The sequence below is a fragment of the Shewanella sp. 30m-14 genome, assembly GCF_052977125.1.
This window is the reverse complement of the sequence record NZ_JBRILW010000013.1, coordinates 61852-84976: the sequence shown is the minus strand read 5'-3', so window position 1 is coordinate 84976 and position 23125 is coordinate 61852. Positions and strand designations below refer to the sequence as shown.

The window sequence follows — 23125 nt, the reverse complement described above, 5'->3', positions numbered from 1 at the left end:
GAAAGTTATTCATGGTTGGATTAGGTGATATCGAAGCATTTTTCTCATTGAGAGATAGGTTCAAAAAGTGGCGTAACCCTGAGCGTATCGTTACTAATACCGCACAGCGCTTTATTAGACTTTTTGAAGCGCATGGAATAGCCAGGGGGCAAATCCCTCGTATTTTTGGCTATAAACTTACTATTCATCAAGTTGAAGATGAGACCGAACTTCTGAAGGCGTTAGATTGCAATTTGTTGCAAGCTGCCGCAATGCTCTTTGGCATAAAACTGGAGTGGTTGGAAGGTGGTACTGATGAGTTGTATGAGCTTAGGCACTTTTACAAACAGCCAAAGTTGTTTGGTGACTGGATGGACTCCTTGTTGCCCGCTGCTGGTGGAAGTAAAGTCGATGGCTGGTTGTTAACAACGAAGTACACGACTGATGAATACGATACATTAATTTTAATGAGAGAGCAGATCGGTGAGCTCGGAGAAGAAGCTATTTACCGCTATCATTTCTGCGAATTGTGGGTTTATGGTTACTGGAAATGTAGAGCTGATATTGCCGCATGTATAGCGCAAGCCTGGAAGCGTAATTGTTATGTATCAGGACGTCACATTAATCCTAGAGTCTTTAGTAAAGTCACTTCCCTTAAATATGTGCCTGATAGTCAGCTGGATCTGACAGAAATTAAAGGTAAAAGGTTTAACGCAGAAAAGCTCACTACAAGTCCTGCGTTTTACTCACAAGCTTTGAACGAAGGTCAATTCGGGATAGATAACGCAATTGCCCTATGGCTTGATTATCACCAGCAAAGCCTAATGGATTCTGGTTTTGGTGATTACGAGAGGTCGTTTAAAAAGTTATTATCTGCTTAGCTCTTTGATTAATAATTGATTATGGTTAATTGTTCTAAAATGATATTGTGTATGAAAATCTCATATGGATGTGTATTTGTGAAACAGCTCTCTTTCCTTTTGTTTGCTTTGTTATTCCTTTCGGCGTGCTCAGCGCCAACCCGTAGTGATAAAGATGACTTTTTTGTCGTTTCATTGGGCAACATACCGATAGACAAGATTGAATTTTTTGTTGATTGTTTATCTGATGGCTTTCAACAGTCTCATTCCGGTATAACAAATTTCGAGGTTCGACAATTCAACCGTGCTAATGGTTATAGAGTAGAAACTTATACCGGTAGTTTTAATTATCTTTTGGTGAGTGCAGATGTGTTTAACGATGGCAAAGTTGTACTAAATGAGAGTATTAGTGCTGGTTGGATAAATACTACAGGCGAGAAAGATGCTTTCGCTAATTGCTTACACGATTTTACAGCTAATGCTACTGAAGGTTAATTTGATATGAGTGATAAAAATGGTCGAGTTTCAAATCAACCTGTTAACCCTAATAGGAATCAAAAAGATATATTTCCAAGCTTGCTGAAGGCTTCTATGATAGTTGTTGTATTTGCAGCAATTGGTATTTTGGTTTTATATTTCTTTCAGTTCAAAGGCTCCTTAGGTACACAGGAAACCTTTGCGCAGTTTGGTGATTTTATCGGTGGTACGCTCAACCCAATCTTGGGCTTTGCCACTGTTAGTTTACTCATTTGGTCTATACGTCTGCAGATGAAAGAATTGAGGTTAACAAGAGAAGAGCTAACAGCAACCAAAGAAGAAGCAGAAAAAAGTCGTCTTGCACTTGAAGGACAAGTTGCGCATTTAGAAAAGGAAGCGCGCTTGAGCGAGCTAGACCGGTTACTAAATATTCAGTTGAATAAGTATCAAGAGTTGCTGAAAAACAAAGTGATAAATCAAAATAACCTGAGGGCTGAACTAAATATAAAAAAATCTCCCAATGAGCTAGTGACTTGTGAAAGCGTTATTGAAGGAGTGATTTTTGATGAAGTGTTAGATCAAGAACAGATTGAAAATTTAGGTATCTATATAAACTACCTTCATTGCTCTGGTACGAAAGATGGAATGCAGTGGCAAGAGATAGAGCAGGTGGGTATTAGCATAGGGGAGTTAGTCAAAAAATATATAGAAATTTATCCAAGTACTGAATTTCGCTACGTATATTTACCTCAAGCGAAAGCGTTGCTAAGAGATTTATATGATTGCCTTGGAACTGGTGAGCTCATAGATGCAAACCTCAACCTAGATCCAAGCTTTAACGCTAATAGGAAAAACAAATATTCGGAGACCAACTTTCATGTAGTTTGATGGCTAGATTAGCCCCTATATCTTCGGTATACCTGCTGACAGCATCCTTCGTAACAATGGCATGCCTACCTAGTTTTTTTGAGTTGAAAATGATTGTTGCTGAAGCATGAATCATTACCTCAAGTAAATGCTAGAAAGCTCCTGTTTCTCTTGTTTCTCCAGTTTAGCGTCCCAAGCAAATGACAACATTAAATTGCCGTAGAGGCACTGCTCTTGGTCGGGTACATTGTCGAGACGACAAGCATGTAGCTATCAGTTTTATCAAATAAATTCGCGTTTTCTTATTGGTTACGATACTTTCCGCCATATTCTGTCATGGCAGCATAAAGTTATTTTTTGCATTGGTTTTTTTTATATATTGGCCTAATGGAAAATTTTAGTTTCAATTGCTGCTGGAACATAGGTTTAAAGTAAACTTAAATGAGTAAAACATTTAAATTAAAGAAGTTTTTCACGTTGGGAGAGGCAGCTAATTACTTGTCATCTTCTCTGGAAGAGCAAGTCTCTTTAACTGATATATATATGTTTGCACTAGAAAAGCAACTAACCTTGTCAGTTCGATTGCTTAATCAGGCATATGCACTAAACGGGCAGTTTATAACTCAACCATATATCGACAATAACGGCCATCCAGTAGCGTATGACTTGGTGACGAACGAGGCTTTAGATGAAGAATATCTAATTTCCTTAGATGATTTCTTGGAGGTTGAAGACAATAAGTGGCTTGTATTTAACGACAAAGTGCATCTAATCGATGGTATTTGGGATTTGGCCATGATTGGGATGGAGACTTTAGATGTTGAGCAGCTTTATCAAAAAGAGGTTGGTGGACCAGAGCCATTAGTTGCTCCAGTAACAGGGATCTTTCTAAAGCGAGAAGGGTTGATCTGTAAACTTCAAATTAGCCTCTTACCTCCGCCAACACTTGAAAACATGGTGATGTTGGAACAAGAATTGGAGAGTTTTTTACACCCTAAAGGCCTAACAATAGATGACTTTTTAAATTGTGATGATGTATCAGAATACTTAAGCAGAGCTGAAATCGATTCCTTAGGACATCTGTCTGACATCATGCAAGTTGGGCTTACTGATGATGAGATGTTTGAAGATTCGATTACTCTTGAAGATCATAGTTGTCAATTTGTCATTAGAAAAAATGAGCTAACACGTTTTGTGGAATCGCTAGATGAAGAACATATAGATCTCGCCAAAACCGAAAAGCCATTGGGCACAAGAGAACGAAACTCGTACCTTATTCTCATCAGTGTATTGTTAGAAGAGCAGGGGATAAACCCTTTCCTTAAAGGTCTCACATCTCCAATTAAACTAATGGCCGATAAGGCTGGTATGTCAATATCGGAGAAAACCATTCTAAAAATAATCAAAGAGGTGCGTGAGATTAAAAGTTGATACGACCTAACTGATTCATAGCAAAATAAAAACGCAATTGCGTTTTTGCTTTCCGCAGTTGCGTTTTCTGCGCCTCTCTTTTGCATAACCTCTTCGCTGTCCTATTAACAGCTAAGAGGTTTTTTTATGTTCCAAAAAGTTATGCGTTTACCTGAAGTTATAGCGAAGGTTGGTTTATCACGCAGCACTATCTACTTACGTATTTCAAAGGGGAGATTCCCCGCAAGTATTTCAATAGGTGATCGTGCGGTCGGTTGGCTTGAATCAGACATTGAGCAATGGCTTGATGATCGCATTACAGCATCTAAGGCGGCTAATAATGAGTAAGCGTTTTAATCCTAACCGAATTAAAATCCATCGCAGCTACACCGTTGATGAAGCTAGCGAAACATTGGGATCTCACCCTAAAACTGTACGTAATTGGATTCATGCTGGCTTGCCAGTTATCGACGAAACACGTCCTTTACTAATTCAAGGTGCTGACTTGAAGTTGTATTTAAAACAGAAGCGTAAAACATATCTGTATCGATGTGAGCTTAAAGAGGTGCCCTGCTTCAAGTGCAAAAGCCCCAAAAAACCAAGTATAAATTCGCTTGAGTTTATAGCAAAGCCTGCAGGCATGGCGCAAATGACAGGCCGCTGTGGTGAGTGTGGAAAGCGGGCAAATAAGTATGTTTCTTGGTGTGATGTTAACCAAATTTGGACAGATCTTGGAGGGAAATTACCGATAGCTGAAAAGCACTTAATCCTGATAGGTCAAAAGCCCTTAAATTATCCTTTAGCTAAGGTATTTAATGATGAAAAAAAATAGTGCGAAAAACACCCGAATTATATACGAATACGCAAAGTATTTGAGAGAAGCAAAACAGCTAGATGACTCTACGATTGATGGTGTACTGAGATCGATTAATCGGTTTGACGAGGCAACAAATTTCTTAGACTTTAAAAAATTTCGGGCTAAGCATGCAATCGCTTTTAAGAAGCAACTTCTTTCTAAAAAGTCAGTGGCTACAGGTGATAAATTGAGCAAAGCCACGGTACTTACGGCCATGAGACACTTGAAAGGTTTCTTCCAATTTCTGGTAACGCAAAAAGGCTATGGAGCAAAAATTAACTATAGCGATATTGAGTATTTCAATCTCTCTGAAAAAGATACCCGTATTGCAAATACCAAGCGTAAAAGAAACGTAGCAACGGTCGAGCAAATAATGCAGACCTTGGAAGCGATGCCTTGTGAAACATTATTCGAAATGCGTGATAGAGCATTACTTGCCTTTGTTCTCCTAACTGGTGCAAGAGATGGGGCGGTTGCTTCGGTTAAGATCAAGCACGTTGATCTTGCTGAACAAAGCTTCTATCAAGATGCTAGGGAAGTTAAGACCAAGTTTAGTAAAACGTTTGTCACTTACTTTTTTCCCGTGGGAGAGCTGCCATCAAAAATTTTGGCAGAGTGGGTTGAGTGTTTGACTGGAGAGCTTGGGTATACTCCTAATGATCCGTTGTTTCCTAAGACGAAGCTGGCACACAACGACAATCAACAATTCACAGCTGTAGGATTGCTTAAGGAGAGTTGGAGTAATGCAAGCCCAATCCGCAAGAGCTTTAAACATGCCTTTGAAGCTGTTGGCTTGCCTTACTTTAACCCTCACAGTTTCCGTAATACTTTGGTAAGGCTAGGTGAGAACCTTTGCCGAACGCCTGAAGAGTTTAAAGCATGGAGCCAAAATTTAGGGCATGAAAGCGTGTTGACCAGTTTTTATAGTTACGGTGATGTGCCTGATTATAGGCAGGAAGAGCTGTTAAAAACGTTAGCTAAACCTCGAGTGGAGGCATCACCTGACATGGAAGCGTTAATTCAACAAACCATGATGAAGATGCTAAATAAGTAAACTTCATTATCTCAAAGCTGGTATCAATAAACATTCGTATATTGATACCAGCTTTACCTATTTAATATCGGTGTCATAAAATTAGGGTCTATCTTTTATGGTACCTTAATTATATGATACCCCTATATTTGATACCTTCCATAAAGTGAGTAACCAATGCGTATCTTTTCCTATTGTCGTGTTTCTACGACAGAGCAAACCACAGAGAATCAAATTATTGCTATCAGGCAAAAAGGGTATGAGGTGAATCATGCTCGCACTATCAGTGAAACAATCTCTGGTTCTGTTGAAGCGATGAAGCGTGAGAAGTTTAAGATGCTTATCAATCACCAGATGGAACGTGGCGATATGATGGTGGTCTTAAAACTAGACCGATTAGGTCGAGATAACATCGACGTACAGAACACTATTAACTTGCTTACCGAAAAAGGTATAAAGGTTGTTTGCCTTGATCTCCCCGTAGTCGATCTATCAAGTGCTGAGGGCAAGCTGATGCTACAGATGTTTTCTGCCTTTGCCGAGTTCGAGCGGAATCGGATCAGAGAGCGAACAAAAGAAGGACTTGAGCGAGCTAAGGCTCAAGGCAAAAAGCTGGGCAGGCCACAAGCTCACGCCACCACAGTTTCTGTACAAGCAAAGAAAACAGAGGGCCTATCTCAATCTAAAGCTGCTGAAGTATTAGGTTTGGGAATTGCCACCGTTAAAAGACATTGGAATAAATCTAATCTGTAGGTTAATTAGCGTTTTAGGACGGAAATTTTCTCCATATTGTATTAGTTAGATAAGTTTCTTTAATATACGTGTTAGCTTTTTAGCATGAAATGGGATTACTTTGTATCTCTATACCTAGATCATTGCTGCTAAGGCATTTTTAACGTAATCTCTCAATCCTAAATGGTAAATCAAAATATCATTAGACCTGTTTCTGAATAGTGGACTAAATTCGACCTCAAACTAGAGATAGGTTATAGGAAGCTGGCTAAAATAACACATTTCGTTTCGTCACCTATCAACGGTAAAAAACTAACCAAGCTAGTGTAACGGCACATCTTCGGCAGCAGACATAAACCGGTATCGTACCAAAAAATTGACGAAGAGTTTTTTTGAAGCTTGGGGGGTAAAGGATGACAAAAACAGAAGCGCAAACTCGAATCGTGATAATTGACAAACAACTTGGGCAATCCGGTTGGGATGTGAAGGATCCAACGAAAGTTGTTCATGAGTTTGACATCCTTGTTGATCTCCCTGAAGGCATTAAAGAGCCTCAAACGCCTTATCAAGGTCACCAATTCAGTGACTACGTATTACTCGCAAAAAATGGTAAGCCATTAGCTGTTGTTGAAGCCAAGAAATCCAGTAAAGACGCTGCACTTGGCCGTGAACAGGCAAAACAGTATTGCTATAACATTCAGAAACAACGAGGTGGCGAACTACCTTTCTGCTTCTATACAAATGGCCACGACATATATTTTTGGGATTTAGAAAACGCTCCACCTCGAAAAGTTGTTGGATACCCAACAATAGATGACTTAGAACGTTTCCAATATATTCGTAGAAACAAGAAAAAGCTCACTCAAGAGCTAATCGATACAGAAATTGCAGGCAGAGATTACCAACTTCGTGCAATTCGCTCTGTTCTAGAGGGAATTGATAAAAAACAACGCGACTTCTTGTTAGTTATGGCTACAGGTACAGGTAAAACTCGTACATGTATTGCTTTAGTTGATGCTCTCATGCGAGCTAAGCATGCAGAAAAAGTCCTTTTCCTAGTGGATAGAATTGCATTGCGTGAACAAGGCATTGAAGCTTTTAAAGAACATTTACCTAATGAGCCACGCTGGCCAAACGAAGGTGAGAAACTAATAGCAAAAGACCGTAGGATATATGTTTCAACTTATCCTACAATGCTAAATATCATACGTGATGAGTCTCAACATTTATCTCCACATTTCTTTGATTTAATAGTGGTTGATGAAAGCCACCGCTCTATATATAACACCTATAAAGAAGTACTAGATTACTTTAAAACTATTACACTTGGTCTAACCGCTACACCTACTGATGTTATTGATCACAACACATTTCAACTGTTCTATTGTGAAGATGGCCTTCCGTCATTTGCATATACCTACGAAGAAGCGGTAAACAACACACCACCGTTTTTAAGTAACTTCCAAGTAATGAAGATCCAGACAAAATTCCAAATTGAAGGAATTAGTAAACGGACAATATCATTAGAAGATCAAAAGCGTCTGATCCTTGAAGGTAAGGATGTAGAAGAAATTAACTTCGAAGGTACCCAATTAGAAAAACAAGTCATAAACAAAGGCACAAACACCCTCATCGTTAAAGAATTTATGGAAGAGTCCATTAAAGATTCTGATGGAGTGTTACCAGGCAAAACTATTTTCTTTTGTGGTTCAAAAGCACATGCTAGAAGAATTGAAGAAATATTCGACAAACTATATCCCGAATATAATGGCGAGCTTGCTAAGGTTTTAGTATCAGAAGATCCTAGGGTTTATGGCAAAGGTGGTTTGCTAGACCAATTCACCAACAACGATATGCCTCGTGTGGCAATTAGTGTTGACATGCTTGATACAGGTATTGATATACGCGAGCTAGTCAATCTTGTTTTTGCCAAACCTGTTTACTCATACACAAAGTTCTGGCAAATGATTGGCCGAGGCACACGTCTTTTAGAACCTAAAAAAATAAAACCATGGTGTACAGAAAAAGACGTATTTCTTATCCTCGACTGTTGGGATAACTTCGAGTACTTCAAACTCAATCCAAAAGGAAAGGAGCTAAAGCCACAGCTACCTTTACCGGTTAAGCTTGTCGGAATTAAACTCGATAAAATTGAAAAAGCTAATGATATTGGTGAAGCTGAAGTAGCCGAAAGAGAAGTAATAAAGCTGCGTGAACTTATAAATTTACTGCCAAAAAATTCAGTGGTAATAAACGAAGCTTCAGCTTCATTAGCCAAAGTCGACGACGATAACTTTTGGATAAAGCTCACTCATGAAAAAATGGGTTTTTTAAGAGCTGAAATAAAGCCATTATTCAGAATATTATCAGAGCTAGACTTTAAAGCGATGCGTTTCGAACGTGACTTAGCCGAATACTCCCTAGCCAAGCTCAATGACGAGCAACAAAAGGCTGAGGTGCTGCAAGAAGGCATAGTAGCTCAAATAAGTGAATTGCCTCTGTCGGTTAACTTTGTTAAAGCAGAAGAAAATATCATTCGTGAAGCGCAATTTAATCACTTTTGGAACAGCACAATATTCAATGAGCTCGACCTGTCGCTAGAACAGCTAAATACTAAGCTTGGTCCACTAATGAAGTTTCGTGAACCGGACGAAAGACAAGGTCAAACAGAATTAGACCTAACCGATATCCTACACAACAAAGAAATGGTTGAATTTGGTCCTCAACATGAGGCCGTAAGTGTCAGTCGCTATAAAGAAATGGTTGAACAACTTATTACTGAGTTGACGCTTTCTAATCCGACTTTACAACAAATACGTGATGGTCAAACAGTAAGCACCACTGATGCAGCAAAACTTGCAGACATATTGCATGCCGAACATCCGCATATTACAGAAGACCTGCTCAGGCAGGTCTACAAAAACCGAAAGGCTCAATTTATTGAGTTCATTCGCCACATTTTAGGCATTGAAACGTTAAAGAGCTTTCCTGAAACCGTCAGCGAAGCTTTTGACAAATTCAACCAACAGCATACAAACCTCAGCAGCCGACAACTAGAATTTTTGAGTTTACTAAAAACTTTTATTATCGAACGTGAAAAGGTCGTCAAAAAAGACCTCATCAATTCTCCGTTCACTATTATTCATCCACAAGGTATTCGTGGTGTGTTTAGTCCTGCTGAAATCAACGAAATTTTACAGCTAACCCAGCAGTTAGCGGCTTAAGCAATAGGTATTTAAATGTTACAAAACAACCCTGAACTAAAAGGCAAAATTGACCAACTCTGGAATAAGTTCTGGAGTGGCGGCATCTCCAACCCACTAACCGCTATAGAACAGATCACTTACCTACTGTTTATGAAAAAGCTTGATGATAATGACCAAAAGAGTCAGGCCGATGCAGAATGGAGCGATGAGCCTTATACATCAAAATTCGTTGGCGAATGGATCCCCCCAGAATATCGTGCACGTAAAGATGATTCAGACACTGATGAAGAGTGGCAAAAAAAACTTGAAGACGAAAAACGTTATGCCATTGATAAAAGTAATTTACGATGGAGCGAGTTTAAACGCATGCAAGCAGAAGACATGCTGCAACACGTTCAAAACAAGGTTTTCCCATTTTTAAAAGACTTAAATGGTGGCGAGTCTAAATTTACCCACCATATGCGTAATGCCGTATTTATTATTCCAAAGCCAGCGTTATTAGTCGAAGCAGTAAAAACTATCGATGAAATCTTTGCATTAATGCTAGAAGACACCGATAACTTCCAAGATATTCAAGGTGATGTATACGAGTTCTTATTATCAGAAATTGCTAGTGCTGGTAAAAATGGCCAATTTCGAACACCACGTCATATCATAAAATTAGTTGCCGATTTAGTTCAACCTAAGTTAGGTGATAAAATTGCAGACCCGGCCTGCGGCTCAGGTGGCTTCTTATTAGGTGCTTATCAATACATAGTAACTGATTTGGCTAAAAAAGCAGGTGCAAAAGACTTAACGCCGGATGAAGACGGTTTTATCCGTACATCTGTTGCTGCCGGTCTTACTGAAAATGCACAGAATATCTTACAAGATTCTCTACACGGCTATGACATCGATGCCACTATGGTGCGCTTAGGTTTAATGAACTTAATGATGCATGGTGTTAATGAGCCAAACATCGACTACAAAGATACACTCAGTAAAAGCTATACCGAAGAAGGTGAATATAACGTCATTATGGCTAACCCGCCTTTTACCGGCAGCATAGATAAAGGCGACATCAACGAAAACCTAACCCTTAGCACAACAAAAACCGAACTGTTATTTGTAGAAAATATTTATCGTTTATTGAAAAAAGGCGGTACTGCTGGCGTTGTTATTCCACAAGGTGTTCTTTTTGGCGCGGGTAAAGCCTTCGTAGACCTGCGAAAAATTTTAGTTGACAGTTGCGACTTAAAAGCAGTCGTTACTCTACCTAGCGGTGTATTTAAGCCTTACGCTGGTGTTAGCACCGCAATATTGCTGTTTACAAAAGTCTGGGGTGCAAAAGACAAAGTCACAGAACCAGCGACTAAATACACTTGGTTTTACGAGTTACAAGCTGATGGTTACTCATTAGATGATAAACGTACCAAACAAGAAGGTTTTGGTGACGTGCAAGATGTGCTTACTAAGTATTATAGTCGTGATGCAGAAGCAGATTGCGAAGATAGAAAGATTACCGCTGAACGCAAGTGCTTTATGGTGCCAAGGGATGAAATTGCCAGTAAAGAAAATAACTATGATCTTTCCCTCTCTCGTTATAAAGAGGATGTATTTGAAGAAGTTGAATACGAAGCTCCAAAAGTGATTTTGAAGCGTTTGCTGAGAAGTGAGGTCGGTGACATTGGCGCAAATGAACTAAACAAAATAACAAGTGGCCTTATAAGAGATTTGCTAGATCTAGAGGAAATGCTTTAATGAGACTTGTGAAGCTATCAGAACTCTTAGATATTTCTATGGGAAAGACCCCAGCAAGAAAAGAAAAGAGATACTGGGGTAAAGGGCATAAATGGGTATCTATTCGTGACCTAAATGAAAAAGTGATTACCAAAACCAAAGAGGAGATAACAGACTCAGCAGTTGACGAAACTAGAATCAAATTAGTTACCAAGGGCACGTTACTTTTTAGTTTTAAGTTAACAATTGGTAAAATGGCTTTTGCGGGCACTGATCTATATACAAATGAAGCTATAGCGGCATTTGTAATTAAAGATCCAAAAAAATTAGATTCGAGTTATTTATATTACGCTTTGAAAACAGCGAGGCTATTAGGTTCCAACCAAGCCGCAATGGGTAAAACACTAAATTCAAAATCACTTGCGGCAATCGAGATCCCCATACCTGACGATATAAATGACCAAAAACGAATTGCTCATCTTCTTGACAGCGTTGAAGCGCTTATTATTGTACGTAAGCAAAGTATTCAGCAACTTGATGATTTAGTGAAAAGTATATTTTTGGATATGTTTTCTCCACTGTCAAAAGGCTACGAAAAGTGGCCGCTAAAAGAAATAAAAGACCTTGCAGCTACTCATAAAAGGGCAATGAGAACGGGGCCATTTGGTTCAAACTTAAAACATGATGAATTTACCCCTGATGGAAAAGTTGCAGTATTGGGTATAGATAATGCCGTTCAAAATAAATTTGCTTGGAGTGAAAAGCGATTTATTACTGAAAAAAAATATCAAGAGTTAAAGAGTTATACAATTTTTCCAGGTGATGTGATTGTAACAATAATGGGCACTATAGGCCGAAGTGCAGTTATTCCGGAAGACATTCCTTTAGCAATAAATACAAAGCATTTAGCTGCTATTACTCTTGATGTGGAACTTGCAAACCCTACGTTCATATCGTATTCAATCCACTCTAGTCCCTATATTTTGAATCAATTCAAAAGTAAGAATAGAGGTGCGATTATGAGTGGTCTTAACCTTGGGATTATCAAAGAAACCAAAATTAAGCTTCCGCCTATTGATGTCCAACGAGCGTTCTCAGAAATTCATAGCAAAATTGAAAACATCAAAGCTAAATATCAAAACAGTTTAGATGATTTAGAAACACTTTATGGCGCATTGAGTCAAAAGGCATTCAAAGGCGAACTAGACCTGTCTCTAGTGCCACTTCCTAGTGAAAAAGAAGACCATACGGACAATATTAGTTCTGATGAACTAATGAAAACACCTGTAAGTAGTACCGAAAACTCGATACGGCTTCTTAGCCCGTTTGATGCTAAAATTTTAACAGCCCATGAATTGCGTAAAGCACAATTAAGTAAATGGTTTAATGAATGGCTTGAGCATTATCAGAAAGAAAGTGATTTAGATATCAGCCTCTTTTGGCAAAGCGTTAGCTTCACCACCCAAGATTGTTTAGACGAGAATGATAACCCGTTTGAGGTTGGCTTGAGCGATTACGACCATATCAAAAGTGAAATTTTTGATGCTATTAAAAATGGAAGCATTGAACAAACTACAGATATGATTGAAGTTGAAGTTGATGGCAAATCGACAATTGAGCCAGGCAATAAAATACTTTTAAAGAAGCTAAATTAAGCGAATTCACGGATGAAATTAATAAGAATAAAAATCTCAGACCCTAAAGGCTTTCGAAGCCTGCAATCAGGTTTCGAGCATTATTTTCGTAAAGACAGGCAGATTGAAGAAGAAAAGGCGCTTTCAGAGTTTGCGCCCTTTATTTGTGCAGGGCCTAACGGCAGTGGAAAATCCAACTTGCTGGAGGCGTTAGCAGCCATATCTTATCAGTTAGAAATACTTCGAATCCGTCGTAATTTTTTGCCTGAAATATTACAAGATAATGAGCAAGACGAGGCTCTCTGCTCATTCGAACTTGATTACCTGATAAAGGTACCAAAAGACTATATATCGCCTAAAGGTCCTGAATGGGCAAGTGTAAGTGTGTGGAAAGAACCTGGCTCATCAGTTCGTTTTCTTTGGAACAATCAAAGTGAATTTCAAACTGATAAGAATGAAGTTTTTTCTGGTGGGTATGCTGACATATTATTGCCCCAATACATCATCGGTTATTCATCAGGTGAAAATGAGATTCTCAGCCTGCCGTTTTTTAAAATGCGTTTTGTACAGTATGATGAATACTTGCAAGCATTACAGCAACAACTACCCTATTCAGGCACACCTGATTCTCGCTTGATTTATTTAGATAACAGTTTCAGTCAGGCTATTCTATTAAGTAATCTACTTTATCAAACTGACAATACGCTTGCTCCTTTTCGAGAAGAAGTAGGTATAGAAAAACTTAATGAATTTCGCATTATTATCAAGCGACAATTTACAGTGACTTCTGAAGCTGCCAATGCTTTTGGTAGTAACAATCCTAGTTTAAAATTTGACAGTGAAAACAATACTTATCAGGTAGATTTAGTATCCCTTTTGGAAGCTGACGAATCTATGCAAAAAGAGATTTCAGATGAGATCGGAGAAGAGCAAGCCAAATCGATTAGTTCCTACGGAAAATTTTCACCTGCAATTACTCGCCTCAAACGTTGTGCTACCAGTTGGTTTGAAGATGACTCAACCGATTCGTTATATTTAGATTATTGCGTAAACCAAGCTACGCGTAATGCTTTTCAAAACAACTTTAATTCGGCATTAGATCTGTTTCAAGCGCTGCAAGTGCTACTAACATTAAACCTTTATTCTGTAAGTGATAAATTAAAAACAGATTTATACCAGTCGAATAGCCTTTATGTAGGCGAAACTGTGCCTAGTCTCCCCTCTGATGAACGCATAATGCGTATCAAACATTTTTGGGTTAATAAAAAAAATATTGAACAACCAGTACTGCTTAAAAGCCTTTCTGATGGAGAACATCAGCTTATTCATACATTAGGTTTATGCCTATTGTTCAGGGATACCAATAGCCTGTTTTTGCTGGATGAGCCTGAAACTCATTTTAACCCGCAGTGGAGAGCGAACTTTATATCTCGTTTACGCCAGAGTTTGAGCGATAGTGATAGTCAAGAGATGCTCATTACAACTCATACACCTTTTCTTATTTCTGATAGCGTGCGAGAGAAGGTTTTAGTATTTGAGAAAAATGAGCAGAATGTCTCAGTTAGCAACCCTGAATACAACACGTTAGGCGCATCTATAAATCAAATTACGATGGCAACCTTTGATAAACCAGAAACCATTGGAGGCCTTGCTCAATCATTATTAAATGACTTTAAAGTTAAATCTGAAAAACAAGATGTAGATAAGAAACAACTCGTAAATGACATCAACAATAAGCTTGGGGACTCTATTGAAAAAGTTCTATTGATTAAAACAATACTCGATAGCATGGAGGGGAATGGGTAATGCTATTTCCATACACCTATGTGCCTCATGAAATGGAAAAGATTCAAGAGCTACTCAATTTCATCTTTGAAGACGTTTGGTGTTCAGCGCCAATCGGAGTGAGTTTTTCTCCTGATCTTTTTGAATCTAATGATACTTATAAAGAATTAATGTCCTATTTTGGATTTTCTAAACAAGGCCCAGAAAGAGGGAGGCAGTTTTATAAAGATGTAAAAGAAATATATAAGTTATTTGGTTCACTTAATTCCAATGACATTTCACAGCTAAAATCATGGTATCTAGCAAATAACTCTATAGAGCATATTTGTGGTAATCCAGAAGGGCAAGATATAGTTTTGTATAGCACGCTAATGTCGATTTATCCGAAACTAGGAGAGCAATTGGCAAAATTTTATCGAGGATTGTATGACAATTCGTTTCTAGGTTTAGCTAAAATTAAGGAGTTTTTTAAGGGGATGGTTCTCCATAACAAAGCTTTCTTTACCGAAAATAAAGTCGGTAAGTGTCCTTTCTGTGGAATAAATGATTTAAGAGGGATTTATCACACTCGCAGAGAGGCATATGATCACTATCTTCCCAAATTTAGGTATCCCTTTAATTCTTTAAATTTTAAAAATTTAGCTCCCGCATGCCATGAATGTAATAGTGCTTATAAACTGAGTAAAGACCCTGTACTAAAGAGAATCATTAAAAATGAAGAAGCAAAAAAAAGAAAGAGCTTTTACCCGTACTCAGAAACACCTTGCCATATAGATATTAGCATCGTTCTAAAATCTTCTAATGTCGACAACTTACAGCCTAATGATATTGCTATAACCTTTTGGGCCGAACACTTCGAAGAAGAGATTGAAACATGGAAAGATGTATACGGCATTGACGAGCGTTACAAAGCTAAATGCTGTATCGAAACCGATGGTAAAGCATGGATTAACCGAGTTCTGGAAGAGCGAAAGAATTATAAACTCTCAATTGAAGACATGTTTCAAGCCGAAATTGACACTGCAACCAACCAGCCTTTCTCAGATAGTAACTTTCTCAAAAAAGCATTTCTAATAGGCTGCAACGATGCAGGTATTTTTGATAACTAATGCCGTAGTAAGATTGCTTATAGATAAGTAAATTATTTAGGAGGAAGCTTGAGCCGTGAAGAATACAAGCCCGCGATTGGAACCTATGATTTATAATTAGCAAGCCCTTATAAACCTTTTCATTATTTTGCGGTCTACACAATGCTCGAACCTGTTCATTTCTGCTCAGGCTGTTTAAAAAGTATAATGGTAACAAAAATAACCGCCAATTACACTGACGAAAGCTGGAGGGGTAAAGGTTCAGATTAATTATTCAGTCGAATATCCTACGGGTACATTCAGGGGTATATAAATCCTACTTAATATTAAAATACTTTAAATCAGCGCCTTAGATGTTGCTGTGCAGCATGATGTAAGCAGTGAGCTCCCATGTAGCCCATGACACCCATGCCGTTATCTAAATATAAATTAAATGACACCTGATTAGGTGACTATGTAGTTATATTAAGGCGCTTATCACTTATCCTGGCTGGCAGATATGCTCGCTCCACCAACACATAAGCTCTCTGCGTCGTTCGATATAGTCTGCTCGGTTGTAGGCCGCTCGAACGGTGTTCTTATCTACGTGAGCCAGTGATACCTCAATAAGTTCAGCATCAAAGCCTTGCTCGTTCAGTGTAGTGCTGGCTAATGCTCGAAGGCCATGAGCCACTAAACGGCCTTTATAGCCCATACGCTTGATCGCCATATTGGCGGTTTCAGTGTTGGTATGTCTGTTCGGGTTTCTGTCAGCAGGGAATATGTATTCCAAGTGACTACTGATTGGCTGCATGCGCTTTAGCAATGCGAGAACTTGAGGTGTTAAAGGGATTATGTGCTCACGCTTCATCTTCATGCGCTCAGCTGGAATCGTCCAAAGCTGTTTATCAAAATCAATTTCGGTCCACTTCGCTTTTGCAGCTTCTGCTGGGCGGGTCATAGTGTGCAGCTGCAGTTCAATTAAGCAGCGAGTGGTTATCTTTATACTAGAGTAGGTAAGTGCTTCGATAAACTCAGGTAGCTCTGCTGGCTTGAGTGTAGGCATTTGCCTTTTCTCTGGGACGCCAAAGGCTGCTGTTATGCCAATAAGCGGGTTTGAATGTATCAGGCCAGTATTAACTGCAAAGGTCATCACTTCGTTTAGCCAGCTGATCACCCGTTTGCAGCTTTCTATATTGCCTTTAGCTTCGGCAGGTTTAAGCACTTGAATGACTTGTGGGGCGGTTAAGGCACTGATTGGTTTTTCACCCAGCTCTGAGAACAAATATAGTTCCAGGCGTCGATAGAGCTTTTGACCGTGATTTTCAGAGACTTTCTGCTTTTTTATTTCAAACCAAGCATCAGTTACAGATTTGAGAGTATTTTCAGCATCGATTTTTACTACAGCTTTACGTTGTAGCTGGTGGTCTTGTGGATCGATATCTTTAGCAAGCAACTCTCTGGCTGATTCTCTGCGCTTTCTAGCTTCTGCTAGTGAAACATCAGGGTAGGTGCCTAAACCTAGGTTGGCTCGTTTCTTTGTTTCTGGACGGGAATAGTTAAGCAACCAAAACTTGGAACCACCGGTTTTGACTCTAAGCGATAGTCCTCTTCCGTCTGAGAGATTGTATTCTTTATCTTTAGGCTTTGCGTTTTCGACTGAGGTGGCTGTGAGAGGTTTAATTATCTTTGGCATGGTTGTAACACCTAAATCAGGATTTGGCTCCGATGTTACATTAGGTGTTAACTAAAACTCAAGCTGCTATGGGATGGCAATAAACGCTAATGGACGCTAAGTCATTGATTTTATAAATTTCAGGCAGAAAAAAAGACGTCCTGAGACGTCTTTGTTCCTATATTTGGTGGAGGCGGCGGGGCTCGAACCCGCGTCCAAAAAGCCTACATCCTATCTAATAGCCCGTAATAACGCGTGATTAGAATAATTTCAATATGTTACGGGTTGGCATCTGTTAGAAGGTGTTAGCCTTTCTAAATGGTTGCCGCCATTCTGCCGCCATTCTGTGATAGTTAAATTTATGTCGAAGTAAAATTAGATAGAAGATCCGTTTTATAACTTTAAAATGGGGAGTGGTTTTTCTCCTCTTCTACAGTGATTAATGAGGATGCTTTAAACAAACTTTGAACTCGAGATCTATTAGTTTTTTCATGCTCTTTTCTAGTATAGACAAGTTTATTTTGCATCTCTTCTGGTAACGGGGCTTCATAGGAGTATATTAATGTTGTAATAGAGTTAATCAATCTCGGGATGTATGAAAAACTACTATAATTAATGAAAAGTGTTTTTTCAGCAAAATAGTTATAAGTCATAAGCTGATGTTCAATTGTTTTATCAAAATTTGATACTGATAATTGTTGTAGTGTCGCGATAGTGCGATTAGTTAAAATGGATAAAATGCTACAAAATTCTTCTATATCAATATTTTGATATTTAACTTTGCTAATCAGAACGTTAATTCCTTGGATGTGTTTAAGAGTGATGTTGTAAATGTTGTGAGATATATCCCCTGGTCCATTTATTAAAGATGAGTCAGGGTATAGTTTTCTGTAAAGGTCTTTCTTTAAAATTGTTATTTCCCCATAATCCAGTTCAATAATTTCTAATATAGAGTCTATGTGTTCACAGAAGTGTTTGTAGTGAGCTAAATATAGGTCAGTTTTATTCTTTTGTTGTGCTTCTTTTATTTGCTGTTCAGTCTTCTGGATTTGCATTGCTGTTTGTTTAGTGCCATGAAGCCGAGCTGTTAAAACTGCAAGGGGGAGCGATAGTGCAAGCAAACCAAGAGGTAGCTTACTTATTTCGATAAACTGGTTAAACCCCGTCGCAGAGATATCAAAGTTAGTACCAGCCCAAGCGTACAACCCTGTAAAAAAGAACAATCCTATTGGATAGACGATTGCTACCCAAAATAATGGTTGCCTAGCTAAGCCATGAGTGGCATCAAAGGTACAGGAGTACTTGATAAAAGAGATGTCTTTGTTATCAGAATGCCGATATTTATACAAAAACATTAATATGGGAAGAACAAAAACCACTAGTGGGGTGGCAACAATATTTACAAGGTTTAGGAGTTCATTCATTTTTATTTTACTAATCTAGTTGCTGGTTTTTATGGTTACTTTCTAAATATTTTCTAGAAGCGGATGCATCTTTGATTATTCTGACTTGGACTTGTCTGAACACAAACAGCACAATAAGGCAAAATGCAAAACTATATGTAGTTGTTTCAAGGTCTGTGCGTATTGTAATTAGGCAAGCGATGGAAGCGAAGGTAGCTCCCATGCAGGTAACTAATCCGATAACATATACGTAATAAGCCCAAGATTTTGTGAAATGGTTTGATTCTATATCTACTATATTGTTACTCATACTATAAAGGATTGATGACAAAACACATGTAGGTAGAGTTAAAGAGATTAAGTATGAGTATGCTATGTCATCTTTTGCTTCTGACAATTGGAGTATAAATAGGAATAAACTCCAACTGATAAGAACAAAAATCCCACAAAGTTTTTGAGTAATCATAATGTATGCTTCTCTAACAACCCTGCTATTGGGTTTTTGGTTATTGCGTCATCAAGGTGATCGGGGGCGAAGTGGGCGTAACGCATGGTGTCTTTGATATCGGAGTGGCCGAGTATCTGTTTTAGTACCAGAATATTGCCGCCGTTCATCATAAAGTGGCTGGCAAATGTGTGGCGTAAAATGTGGGTCATCTGTCTATCTGGGAAATTCAACTTGGTGCGTTTAATAGCACGTTCAAATGACTTGCGGCATGGCCTGAATAATGGGCCTCTTGCACGCGGTATCTTATCGGCGAGTTCTTTCGCTATTGGCACTGTTCGGTTCTTCTTACCTTTGGTTTTAACAAAGGTAATGCGGTTGTGGGCTATTTGACTGCCGCGCAAACCTTCGGCCTCTGACCAGCGGCAACCAGTGGCTAAACATATCAGCACAATCGTGGTGAGGTGTTCATATTCAGCGTTAGCACATTCGGTTAGAACAATAGGGATCTCTTCTGGGTAGAGGAACGCCAGCTCGGTATCTTCAATTTTAAATTGAGATATACCATCGAGTGGGTTGGGTAACTTCCATTCGCCTAACTTTTTTAACTCAGAGAACACCGCATTGAGATAAGCATGCTCATGGTTAATGGTGTTGGGTTTAACCTTGTTCATCTTACCTTGAGCGTCTTCAATTTCACCATCGAGGCGCATCTGCCGGTAATTGGCAAAGTCATTAACGGTGATCTTGCTGGCAATCGGGTCGCCCATGCCGTTACAAATCAAATCAAGCTTTCGTAACCGCAGCTCTGGCTTAGTTAGTTGCTGGCCGTGAAGATCATGCCAGCGTTTGATTAACTCTGATAAACGGCGGCTATCAACTTTTTCACCAAGCCAAGGTTTGTCATCGACCTTTTTCATGGTGAATAATTCAAAGGCGGTAGCTTCACCGCGAGTGGCAAACTTCTTACGTATGCGCTTACCATCCCGACCATTAGGGTAGCATTCACATAACCAAGGTTTATCGCTGCTATCTTTTAGATTACGAATAGACATGGTTAACCAACCACTGGGCAATAACGTGGGAAGCCAGAATAAAGAACATAAAAGAAAAATGCTGTTATTGATGAACCCATCAAAACCTTTCCTGTTCCGATAAAAAAGCGATTTAGTAATTCGCCCTGCTTAACTTTCTCCCACTCTACAGATATGATTTCTTGTGATATTTTTATTATTTCATGATTAACATCAGTCACAGCGATCATTCGATTTTTACTTTCGCCATAGGTAACTGTATGCATTAATCTATCTATTTCGTATAAAAGGTTTAGGCCATCACCACAATTCAGCCTGAGGTTTATTTTTGTAGCTATTGAAAAGTATTCAGCTCTAGCTTGAAACGATTTTTCAGCGTGATTGGAGTTGACTTCAGTTATAGATGCTAGTGCTGAGACTTTAGTGCCGCAAGCTATTAGTTCAACAATATCGTTCCTGAATGCATCAATCCAAGCCAATCTGAACTCAGAAATTTTTTGCTCTTTAGCTATAACCGTGCTGGTTAGAGCAACAGTTCCAGCTATAAAAGCAGCTAAAATGGTTGCTGCAGCACCAATCCAAATAGTCATATCAGGTGTCATTTAAAAACTCTTTTTACTTTAGTTAAACAAAATGGGTGAGTTAACTAGTGCAATTACAAATAAAACGTAGATTGCTATCATGAATGTCGACGCCAAAAACTTGCCAAAACTCTTAAACCTTAAAAAACCCTTTTCACCAAGCTTTACCCGCTCCCATTCATTCTTTAGCATTTCATGGCTTAATGCCTCAATCATTTTTGCTGAGTTCTGACATTCTCTAATCGCTTTACTTTTATTAGGGGCTTTATGGACCTCAAAAAGCTGATGTAACAAGCTGTTAGTCAGTGTAATAAATGAGGCGTCTTTCTTCGGATTTAGCCTAAGTTTTATTAGTGTTAGTCTAAATTCAAGCTCTCTAAATGATTCATTATATTTCTGAATATCGTGATTTTTTGAGTCGTTTTGAAGTTCGTAAATACAGTCAAAAGCACTTTTCAGTGAAATTGCTAAATCATTTCTCAAGTCATTTATCCAAGCTTGCCTAAACTCTGATACCTTATGTTCTTTCGCAATAATTGCAGTAGTTACAGCAACCAAAAAACCAATAAATGCAACGACAATTGGGACAATGATATTGGTTGAAAACAATGTTTCTAAACTCATAGATATTACTCTTAATCTCTAAATTTATTTGAGCAGGGTAAATCTACCCATTTTTGTTCATGTTGACAGTATCGCCTGCTGGAGAGGTCAGTATTTTAGCTGTTGTATCTGTATCTGCAGCAGATGAAAGCAAAATCAAAAATAGCACTATGAACAGAACTCCAATCGATATAAACAAGGGTTTGATGAGTTTTCTAGCCTTGGCTTGAGCTGGAGTATCAACCTGATTTGCTTTTGTTTCTTCAAATTTTTTCTGTTGCTTTCTATTGTACTCTTCCAATTTGTCGCTGAAGGTCTGTGTCGGTTGTTCTGTGATAGGCAGTGGGTCAGCTTTTACGGATTGAGAGTCATCATCTATTAAGCCAAACATGTCGACATCAAGAGTCGTCAACCACTCTTGGAAGTCATATCTGTTCGAGCCGACTTTAATCATGGTTGATATGTTGTTTTCTTTGAAATCTCGTTCAGAATTTCGTTCTTGGCAGATACCATTTATATAGAACTGCTGTTTATCTTTATCGAATAAAACCTTGTTCACTTGAACCTTACGTCGAGTTTTGTTGCCTTTGAAATCGGCATAACTAAACTCAATATCCTTGGTACTTCCTTGCCAGACAACAGTTGAATTTTCTACTGACATGATCACTTCCTTTTGGTTGAACTAGAAATTAAACACGCTTTAAAATTGAGGTTACTTTTCCAAGTACGATGGTTGAAGCCGGGTCGAAGATAAATTTTTCTTGGTCTTCGATTAAATAAATATTTCCATCGGGTAGGTGGCGTAACTCACCTAGTTGGTATGAGTCATTGACTCTGAATAGGTATTGCCCTTTAGTTATCGTAGTTATTTTAGGATCTATAAAGTAGTGAGTATCCTTTATACTTATCGATAATCCATCATCATCGATAGAGAAAAGAGTAAGAAACTCATCATTGATTTTTATTTTATCTACTCTTTTCATATCTCCTTCATCAATCTCAAAAACTGAAAGATAGGCTTTAGAATCCGATTCTTTGAGCATCCAATCATGTAGAGGAATGCGTTGTTTTTTGTTTCTATTAAAATACTTTTGTTCATCGGCCTTAACGGTAGGGGCTTCCATCCAGTTTTTAATTTCAGGCTTCTCAATTTGAGGAGGAATCCACTCTTTACCAAAACACAGGTAGTGCATTGAAACACCAGTCGCTAGATGAACTCTACATAGCAGTTCGTGTGGCGTTGTTTTTCTTGTTTGCCAAGTCGCTAGCGTCCCTATGTTTATAGAGCACAATCTTCCTAATTCAGCCTTACTATCAATTTCTAATATTTCCTGTAAGCGATTTATGATTTGTAAGCCACCATCACTGTGAATGGGTTGATGTAATGGGTAATGAAAACTCTTAATGTTCTGATTTATGGTCACAAAACTTGGCGTTTCATTAGGGTTAATACAATAGCTCATTACATTCAAATCATCTTCGGCTTTATCAAAGAGTAAATACTCTATTGAAACCCCCGTTGCTAAATGAATTCGAATTAACAACTCATAAGGAACAGTAGATCGGGTTTGCCAAGTAGCTATAGACCCCGTTGATACCCCAATAATCTCTGATAGTTCAACCTTATTTCTTAGATTGAACAGATGTAAAAGCCTATCTACTAGAACCTTTCCACCTTCCACATTTAATGGTTTACCAATAAAGTTACGAAATTTATCGTCGTCACTATTGAAGTTAGTACAAATATGATCAATCATAG

The 23125-nt window shown here is 38.5% G+C and carries 20 protein-coding genes; 13 read left to right on the top strand and 7 right to left on the bottom strand.

The window, feature by feature from the left end; all coding sequences use genetic code 11:
• Nucleotides 1-11 precede the first annotated feature (11 nt).
• The 13 genes from ACVBIU_RS11490 to ACVBIU_RS11430 all read left to right on the top strand — a co-directional run bounded on the left by ACVBIU_RS11490 (nt 12) and on the right by ACVBIU_RS11430 (nt 15667).
• Nucleotides 12-860 (top strand): hypothetical protein, encoded by an 849-nt coding sequence (locus ACVBIU_RS11490; protein WP_447163775.1) that lies wholly within the window; start codon nt 12-14, stop codon nt 858-860.
• A gap of 78 nt (nt 861-938) precedes the next feature.
• Nucleotides 939-1334, top strand: a complete 396-nt coding sequence (locus ACVBIU_RS11485) for a hypothetical protein (protein WP_447163776.1) — start codon at nt 939-941, stop codon at nt 1332-1334.
• 6 nt (nt 1335-1340) lie between these two features.
• The gene (locus ACVBIU_RS11480; RefSeq protein WP_447163777.1) at nt 1341-2204 is read left to right on the top strand and encodes a hypothetical protein; all 864 of its coding nucleotides are present in this window, start codon (nt 1341-1343) and stop codon (nt 2202-2204) included.
• 420 nt (nt 2205-2624) lie between these two features.
• Entirely contained in the window at nt 2625-3614 is a 990-nt protein-coding gene (locus ACVBIU_RS11475; protein WP_447163778.1) for a hypothetical protein, read from the top strand.
• Between the two features lie 126 nt (nt 3615-3740).
• Nucleotides 3741-3941 carry a helix-turn-helix transcriptional regulator gene (locus ACVBIU_RS11470; protein WP_447163779.1) on the top strand — a complete coding sequence of 67 codons (201 nt, stop codon included), beginning with the start codon at nt 3741-3743 and terminating at the stop codon, nt 3939-3941.
• Nucleotides 3934-4425, top strand: coding sequence for a helix-turn-helix domain-containing protein (locus ACVBIU_RS11465; protein ID WP_447163780.1), 492 nt, complete (start codon nt 3934-3936; stop codon nt 4423-4425). Before ACVBIU_RS11470 ends, ACVBIU_RS11465 begins: the two co-directional genes overlap by 8 nt.
• Nucleotides 4409-5503 (top strand): tyrosine-type recombinase/integrase, encoded by a 1095-nt coding sequence (locus tag ACVBIU_RS11460; RefSeq protein ID WP_447163781.1) that lies wholly within the window; start codon nt 4409-4411, stop codon nt 5501-5503. The genes ACVBIU_RS11465 and ACVBIU_RS11460 overlap by 17 nt, the downstream gene beginning before the upstream one ends.
• Before the next feature lie 156 nt (nt 5504-5659).
• Entirely contained in the window at nt 5660-6235 is a 576-nt protein-coding gene (locus ACVBIU_RS11455) for a recombinase family protein (protein ID WP_447163782.1), read from the top strand.
• Nucleotides 6236-6627: 392 nt separating this feature from the next.
• On the top strand, nt 6628-9438 hold the full coding sequence (locus ACVBIU_RS11450; RefSeq protein WP_447163783.1) for a type I restriction endonuclease subunit R: 2811 nt from the start codon (nt 6628-6630) through the stop codon (nt 9436-9438).
• 15 nt (nt 9439-9453) lie between these two features.
• Nucleotides 9454-11160: a type I restriction-modification system subunit M gene (locus tag ACVBIU_RS11445; protein ID WP_447163784.1), complete on the top strand. Its 1707-nt coding sequence runs from the start codon at nt 9454-9456 to the stop codon at nt 11158-11160.
• An 8-nt stretch (nt 11161-11168) separates the two neighbouring features.
• On the top strand, nt 11169-12794 hold the full coding sequence (locus ACVBIU_RS11440; protein WP_447163785.1) for a restriction endonuclease subunit S: 1626 nt from the start codon (nt 11169-11171) through the stop codon (nt 12792-12794).
• A gap of 12 nt (nt 12795-12806) precedes the next feature.
• On the top strand, nt 12807-14579 hold the full coding sequence (locus tag ACVBIU_RS11435) for a restriction system-associated AAA family ATPase (protein WP_447163786.1): 1773 nt from the start codon (nt 12807-12809) through the stop codon (nt 14577-14579).
• On the top strand, nt 14579-15667 hold the full coding sequence (locus ACVBIU_RS11430; RefSeq protein WP_447163787.1) for an HNH endonuclease: 1089 nt from the start codon (nt 14579-14581) through the stop codon (nt 15665-15667). Before ACVBIU_RS11435 ends, ACVBIU_RS11430 begins: the two co-directional genes overlap by 1 nt.
• A 460-nt stretch (nt 15668-16127) precedes the next feature.
• Here ACVBIU_RS11430 and ACVBIU_RS11425 read toward each other — a convergent pair whose 3' ends face one another.
• The 7 genes from ACVBIU_RS11425 to ACVBIU_RS11395 form a co-directional block, all read right to left on the bottom strand.
• The gene (locus tag ACVBIU_RS11425; protein ID WP_447163788.1) at nt 16128-17321 is read right to left on the bottom strand and encodes an integrase domain-containing protein; all 1194 of its coding nucleotides are present in this window, start codon (nt 17319-17321) and stop codon (nt 16128-16130) included.
• Nucleotides 17322-17701: 380 nt separating this feature from the next.
• Nucleotides 17702-18724: a hypothetical protein gene (locus tag ACVBIU_RS11420; RefSeq protein WP_447163789.1), complete on the bottom strand. Its 1023-nt coding sequence runs from the start codon at nt 18722-18724 to the stop codon at nt 17702-17704.
• Between the two features lie 441 nt (nt 18725-19165).
• Complete coding sequence (locus ACVBIU_RS11415; RefSeq protein ID WP_447163790.1) at nt 19166-20203, bottom strand: phage integrase; 1038 nt, start codon at nt 20201-20203, stop codon at nt 19166-19168.
• A 2-nt stretch (nt 20204-20205) separates the two neighbouring features.
• The gene (locus tag ACVBIU_RS11410; RefSeq protein ID WP_447163791.1) at nt 20206-20784 is read right to left on the bottom strand and encodes a hypothetical protein; all 579 of its coding nucleotides are present in this window, start codon (nt 20782-20784) and stop codon (nt 20206-20208) included.
• A gap of 18 nt (nt 20785-20802) precedes the next feature.
• A complete protein-coding gene (locus ACVBIU_RS11405) occupies nt 20803-21387 on the bottom strand; it encodes a hypothetical protein (protein ID WP_447161148.1) in 585 nt (194 codons plus the stop codon).
• Nucleotides 21388-21430: 43 nt separating this feature from the next.
• Complete coding sequence (locus ACVBIU_RS11400) at nt 21431-22027, bottom strand: hypothetical protein (protein WP_447163792.1); 597 nt, start codon at nt 22025-22027, stop codon at nt 21431-21433.
• Between the two features lie 28 nt (nt 22028-22055).
• Complete coding sequence (locus ACVBIU_RS11395; protein ID WP_447163793.1) at nt 22056-23123, bottom strand: helix-turn-helix domain-containing protein; 1068 nt, start codon at nt 23121-23123, stop codon at nt 22056-22058.
• Nucleotides 23124-23125: the final 2 nt, after the last annotated feature.